This window comes from Aneurinibacillus thermoaerophilus, from assembly GCF_900099925.1.
Lineage (GTDB): Bacteria > Bacillota > Bacilli > Aneurinibacillales > Aneurinibacillaceae > Aneurinibacillus > Aneurinibacillus thermoaerophilus.
Window position 1 is genome coordinate 21,969 of record NZ_FNDE01000043.1, and the last position, 6,536, is coordinate 28,504.

Sequence of the window (6,536 nt, forward strand, 5' to 3'; positions counted from 1 at the left end):
GCGGCAACGGGATGAAAAGGAGTGGAAAAAATGAAAGGATATCTTGTGTTAAGTACGGGTGACATATTTGAAGGCGAATGGTTCGGCAGCGCGGAAGATTGCACGGGAGAAGTCGTATTTAATACAGGAATGACAGGATACCAGGAGGTTCTGTCCGACCCTTCCTACGCCGGCCAGATGATTACATTTACGTATCCTCTTATTGGAAATTACGGCATTAACGAACGCGACTTCGAAAGTATCAAACCGGCCTGCAAGGCGCTTTTGGTCGGCGATTTGTGCCATCAGCCGAGCCATTACGAAGCGGGGTACACGCTCGCCGAGATTGCTGAACAGTATGGTATCAGCGTCCTGTCCGGTATCGATACGCGCGCCATTACTCATATTGTTCGCACGCACGGTGAAGTGTACGGTCTGCTGACGACGGATAAAGAAAAGCTTGCTTTCTTCACGCCGCAGCCGATCAAGGACGTGGTTCCGGGTGTCTCCGTCCGCCAGATGCAGGAGTATGGAGAGGAAGCGGATGGTCCGCATATCGTGCTGATTGACTTCGGCTACAAAAAGTCGATTTTGCACCACTTGCTTGATGGCGGCTGCCGCGTTACCGTCGTTCCGTATAATGTGACGTATCACCAGGTGGTCAGCATCGACCCGGATGGCGTGTTTCTTTCAAACGGGCCAGGGGACCCGAAAGACTTGATGCCGCAACTGAGTGAATTAAAACGAATCGTCGAAAGCTACCCGACGATGGGAATTTGCATGGGCCATCAATTGATTTCGCTCATGTTCGGCTGCGATACGGAACGCCTGCCTTACGGGCACCGTGGAAGCAACCACCCGGTGAAAGATTTGCACACCGGCAAAGTATATGTAACGTCACAGAACCACGGTTATGTGGTGAAAAAAGATTCGCTTGCGAACACATCCCTTGAATTGACGTTTATCAATGTGAACGATAAATCGGTGGAAGGTGTGCGCCACAAAGAGCTTCCGGTTTTCTCCGTACAATTTCATCCGGAAGCGCACGCCGGCCCTCATGATACGGGCTACCTGTTTAACGAGTTCATCCAACAATGCCAGGTAACAGGAGAGAAAAGCTATGCCTAAACTACCCGACATTAACAAAGTACTTGTGCTTGGCTCCGGCCCGATCGTTATCGGGCAGGCGGCCGAATTCGATTATGCCGGCGCGCAGGCCTGCCTGGCATTGCGCGAGGAAGGCGTGGAAGTTGTACTTGTAAACAATAACCCGGCAACCATCATGACCGACGATGAGGTGGCTGATCGCATATACATGGAGCCGCTCACGGTAGAAGCAGTAGAAAAAATTATTGCCAAAGAGCGTCCGGACGGAATCCTGCCAACGCTTGGCGGCCAGACGGGACTCAATCTGGCGGTAGAATTGTCCAAAGCGGGCGTACTTGAAACATACAATGTCAAGCTGCTTGGTACGCCGCTTGAAACGATTATACGTGGTGAAGACCGTGAAGAATTTAAACGCATGATGCAGGAGATCGGTGAGCCCATTCCGGAAAGCGAAACGGTTACAACTGTGGAAGCCGCGGTGGCGTTCGCAGAAGTGATCGGCTATCCGGTTATTGTGCGTCCGGCCTATACGCTTGGCGGTGCGGGCGGCGGCTTCGCGAGTAATGAGGAGGAATTGCGGATTGTCGCTAAACGCGGCTTAAACGCCAGCCCGATCGGGCAGGTGTTGATCGAGCGCAGCATCAAAGGCTGGAAAGAGATCGAATATGAGGTGATGCGTGACGCCAACGATACGTGCATTATCGTTTGTAACATGGAAAATCTTGACCCGGTCGGCGTACATACGGGTGATTCTATTGTATTTGCGCCATCGCAGACATTAACGGATCGCCAGTACCAGATGCTGCGTTCTGTTGCCTGTAAGGTAATTCGTGCGCTTGGGGTGGTTGGCGGCTGCAACATTCAATACGCGCTTGATCCGCATAGCGATAAGTATTATTTGATTGAAGTCAACCCGCGCGTGAGCCGTTCCTCAGCGCTGGCATCGAAAGCGACAGGTTATCCCATTGCTCGCATCGCGGCGAAACTGGCGCTCGGTTACCATTTGGATGAAGTCGTGAATCCGATTACTGGATACACATATGCTAGCTTTGAGCCGGCGATCGACTATGTCGTAGCCAAAGTGCCACGCTGGCCGTTTGATAAGTTCCCACATGCGGATCGTACGCTGGGTACGCAGATGAAGGCAACCGGTGAAGTGATGTCGATTGACCGGACGCTGGAAGGCGCGCTGCTCAAAGGCATCCGTTCGCTGGAGAACGGCGTGCAGCACATAGAGTTGCCTTATGTGAAGGATGCGAGCGATGAAGAAATCGAAAACCAATTGGTCAATGCGACCGACCAGCGCATTTTTTACATCGCTGAAGCGCTTCGACGCGGCATGAGCGTGGATGAACTGCATGATAAAACATCGATCGACCGTTTCTTTCTCAACGCTTTGGCCCGTATTATTCGTCTGGAAGAAGAACTGAAAGAAGCACGCTGGCGCAAGTTGACGCCGGAATTGCTGAAAGAGGCGAAGCTGCGCGGTTTTGCGGATAGTACGATCGCCAGCCTGTGCGGCGTAAGTTTTGAAGAAGTACGCACAAGATTGAAAGAATGGAATCTTGCGCCTGCTTACAAACTGGTAGATACGTGCGCGGCTGAATTTGTTGCCGCTACACCTTATTATTATTCTACCTGGCAGGGACGTGACGAAGTATCGGTGAAAAAGGACGGGAAAAAAGTGCTGGTGCTCGGCTCCGGCCCGATCCGAATTGGCCAGGGGATTGAATTTGATTACTGTTCTGTTCATGCGGCAAAAGCTTTACGCAAGCAGGGAATTTCCGCGGTTGTCATCAATAACAATCCAGAAACGGTATCGACCGATTACAATACGGCTGATCAATTGTATTTTGAACCACTGGCATTAGAAGATGTATTGAACGTCATCGAAAAAGAGCAGGTAGACGGTGTTATGGTGCAGTTCGGCGGCCAGACGGCGATCAATTTGGCCGATAAACTGCATAAAGCCGGCGTGCATGTGTACGGTACATCAGTAGAGGCGATCGATATGGTCGAAGATCGTGAATTGTTCTATCAAATGCTGCGCAAGCTGAACATCCCGCACATTCCAGGTCGGGGTGTCAATAGCCAGCAAGGCGCGCACCTTGTTGCAGAAGAACTTGGGTATCCGGTGCTCGTCCGTCCATCCTACGTGATTGGCGGCCGCGGCATGGTCGTTGTTCACAGCGCGGAAGAACTGGATCAATATTTTGCAGACTGGAACCGGTACACGTCTTCAGGCGCGCTGTTCCCACTTTTGATTGACAAATATGTATCAGGCATGGAAGTGGAAGTTGACGTGGTCTGCGACGGTGAAGATATTTTGATTCCAGGCATTTTCCAGCATATTGAGCGCGCCGGGGTTCACTCTGGTGACAGTATGGCGATTTTCCCGTCACCGCAGTTAACCGACGCGCAGCAGAAAGAGATTGGTCGCCATGTCGCGTTGATCGTGAAAGAAATGAAAGCGTGCGGATTGATTAACATTCAGCTCGTTATTGATACAAAAGGCAAGATTTACGTGCTGGAGGTCAATCCAAGAGCTTCCCGCACGGTGCCGATTGTCAGCAAAGTGACTGGAGTACCAATGGTGGCGCTGGCCACGCGGGCACAAATGGGCGAGAAGCTGAAAGATATGGGGTACGGCACAGGCATTCTGCCGTGCATTCCGTTCTACGCGATCAAAGCTCCTGTATTCTCCACGATTAAATTGAATGGTGTAGACCCGGCGCTGGGGCCGGAAATGAAATCGACGGGCGAAGTAATTGGCCTTAGCTTTTCAATAGAAGAAGCGATCGCTAAGGCGATGGCATGGAAAACGGGAGCCTGCGATTGGCTTGCGAAAGGTGATACGATTCTTCTGTCGCTGTCCGATCAGGATAAGAAAGATTTCATTCCGTACATTCAAATGCTCAAAGAGCTGAACGTGAACATTATCGCGACGCCGGGAACAGCCGCTTTAGTAAAAGAGCATGGCGCAGAGGTTGCAGAGGTTGTCGAGACGCAGGAGCGTGTGAAGGCGATTTGCGCGGAGCGCCCGGTTAAAGCGTTTGTAAACACGCCGACGCTTGGCAATAAGCGGGGACGCCTCGGATTTGAACTGCGTCAATTGGCACTTGCCCTTAACATTCCATGTTTTACTTTCCTGGATACGTTTGCTTCTTATCTTAAAGTCCACGGTTTTGAAGCGGGTGATGTGAACGATTTGGGAGAGTACTTGCGAGAAATAAAAAGAAAGGAGCTTGTGAGATAAATGGTAGTAACGGAACAATTAAAAGGAAAAGACTTTCTTTGTCTTTCCGATTATACAAAAGACGAAATTATGTATCTGCTGGATTTGGCAGCTAAGCTAAAATCCGAACAGAAGCAGGGGATTCCCCATCCGCACTTGGCTGGCAAAACGCTCGGCATGATTTTCGATAAAGCGTCCACACGCACGCGTGTATCATTTGAAGTTGGCATGTACCAGTTAGGCGGTATGGCGATGTTTATGAGCGGACGCGATCTGCAAATTGGCCGTGGTGAGCCGATCCCGGATACAGCAAGAGTGCTTTCTCGTTATCTGGATGGCATTATGATTCGTACGTATTCGGACGCGATGGTCAAGGAGCTGGCTGATTACGCCTCGATTCCGATCATCAATGGCCTGACAGATATGCAGCATCCGTGTCAGGTCATGGCTGACTTCCAGACGATTATCGAACACAAAGGTGGACTGGAAGGACTGAAGCTGGCGTATGTGGGTGATGGAAACAACATGGTACATTCACTGATGATCGGCGCGGCCAAAGTGGGTATGAACGTAGCTGTCGCTTCGCCGGAAGGTTACATGCCAGATGCGGGCGTAACAGAAATGACGTATACGTTTGCTGAAGAAAGCGGCGCGCAAGTGCTTATTACGAATGACCCGGAGGAAGCGGTGGCAGATGCTGATATCGTATACACAGATGTATGGGCGAGCATGGGACAGGAGGCTGAACAGCAGGAGCGCCTCATGAAGTTTAAAGGGTTCGAAGTAAACGAAACACTGATGAAAAAGGCGAAATCGGACGCGATCTTTATGCATTGTCTGCCGGCGCATCGCGGCGAGGAAGTGGCAGCGGAAGTTATTGACGGGCCGCAATCGGTCGTATTTGATCAATCCGAGAATCGTCTGCACGCTCAGAAAGCGATTTTGGTAGCACTAATGAAATAGGAAAATAACAAAAAAGCATATGTTGCTTTATAGTAATAAAGCAACCTCAGACTGAAGACAAACTCCCTTACAGATAACACTGCCAAGGGAGTTTGTATGCTTTTTAATGGGAAAATCAAGAAAAAACAGGAAGCTTACGCTTCGTTCCACCCGGCTTCCAGAGCCAGGTGGCTAACTCTTTCAAGTTCATGCATGCAAAAACAAGCATCGCCTGCATCATCATTTTTTTAATTCCTTTTTGATGTAACAGTCGTAATACTCATCATACACATATTCATGCCTGCGAAAAATCCCTTTTTGGTTTTAGGCAAACCGCTTTTCTCGTTCATCTTTCACATAATAGCCGTTTTCAGGCTCCGGCGTACTTACTTTACTCTCTTTTTTTTCTTCTTTTATTCGACAAAAAAAGCTTGTATATAGCTACCGATTAAGAGTTTAACAAACGGTTATTTGGCAATACTGGCTCCTATCATCACAATGATAAGGAGCGGATTACGTTATGAAAAAATCACTGATTACAAACACTCACGGATTTACGAGTGAAACGTTACGAAAGGAAGAGCGTGCGATTTCTGATGCTTTTTTTCGGCAGCGTGTGACGGTTGTTCGGCTGATTCTTGAAGGTTTTTCTACGGTAAGATGCAGAAGTACTGGGCATTTGTCGCCAGTCTGTCTCTACGTATGTCAAGATGTTTAATCGAGGTGGGATAGCTGAACTTCTTCAGCGTAATTTCCCTCCGGGAAAACAACCGTATCTCTCACCAGAAGAACAAATGGAGGTGAAAAAAGTGATATTGGAAAGCACACCGGAACAGGAAGGGATTGAACCGTCTCAATTGTGGGATACCCGCCTGCTTCAAAAATGGATCGAATTGCACAAGACGAGACCCATGTCAAACCCTTCGGGCTACATGGCCTCCGAAAGGAGAACAGAAGCAGATTCCAACATACGGTCATCACGCTCAGGTGACTTTATTCGGAACCGTAGATACGCAAACCGGCGACATATTCTGTACAACGGCAGATTCCTGTAATGCCGCTTCTTTTCTGGAATTCTTGAAGAAAGTGATGAAGCGCTATGCCAACAAGAAGGTCATTATGATCATCGATAATGCCCGTATTCATCATGCCGAACTCCTTCGTCCTTTTCTAAAAGAGCATCATCAGAGACTCTACTTATTGTTTTTGCCGCCGTATTCACCCAATCTAAATCCAATTGAAAAGCTTTGGCGCTGGCTTAAAGATAGTGTCA

At 49.2% G+C, this 6,536-nt stretch carries 5 protein-coding genes; all 5 read left to right on the forward strand.

Features of this window, described 5'->3' with window-relative positions; translation table 11 throughout:
• Nucleotides 1–30: 30 nt before the first annotated feature.
• A complete protein-coding gene (locus BLR88_RS16190; protein WP_091261207.1) occupies nucleotides 31–1,107 on the forward strand; it encodes a carbamoyl phosphate synthase small subunit in 1,077 nt (358 codons plus the stop codon).
• Complete coding sequence (gene carB, locus BLR88_RS16195; RefSeq protein WP_057897527.1) at nucleotides 1,100–4,342, forward strand: carbamoyl-phosphate synthase (glutamine-hydrolyzing) large subunit; 3,243 nt, start codon at nucleotides 1,100–1,102, stop codon at nucleotides 4,340–4,342. The genes BLR88_RS16190 and carB overlap by 8 nt, the downstream gene beginning before the upstream one ends.
• Entirely contained in the window at nucleotides 4,343–5,284 is a 942-nt protein-coding gene (gene argF / locus BLR88_RS16200) for an ornithine carbamoyltransferase (protein ID WP_057897528.1), read from the forward strand.
• Nucleotides 5,285–5,783: 499 nt separating this feature from the next.
• On the forward strand, nucleotides 5,784–5,981 hold the full coding sequence (locus tag BLR88_RS16205) for a hypothetical protein (RefSeq protein ID WP_057897529.1): 198 nt from the start codon (nucleotides 5,784–5,786) through the stop codon (nucleotides 5,979–5,981).
• 125 nt (nucleotides 5,982–6,106) lie between these two features.
• On the forward strand, nucleotides 6,107–6,536 hold a 430-nt coding region (locus BLR88_RS16210; protein ID WP_139185006.1), incomplete at its 3' end, for an IS630 family transposase.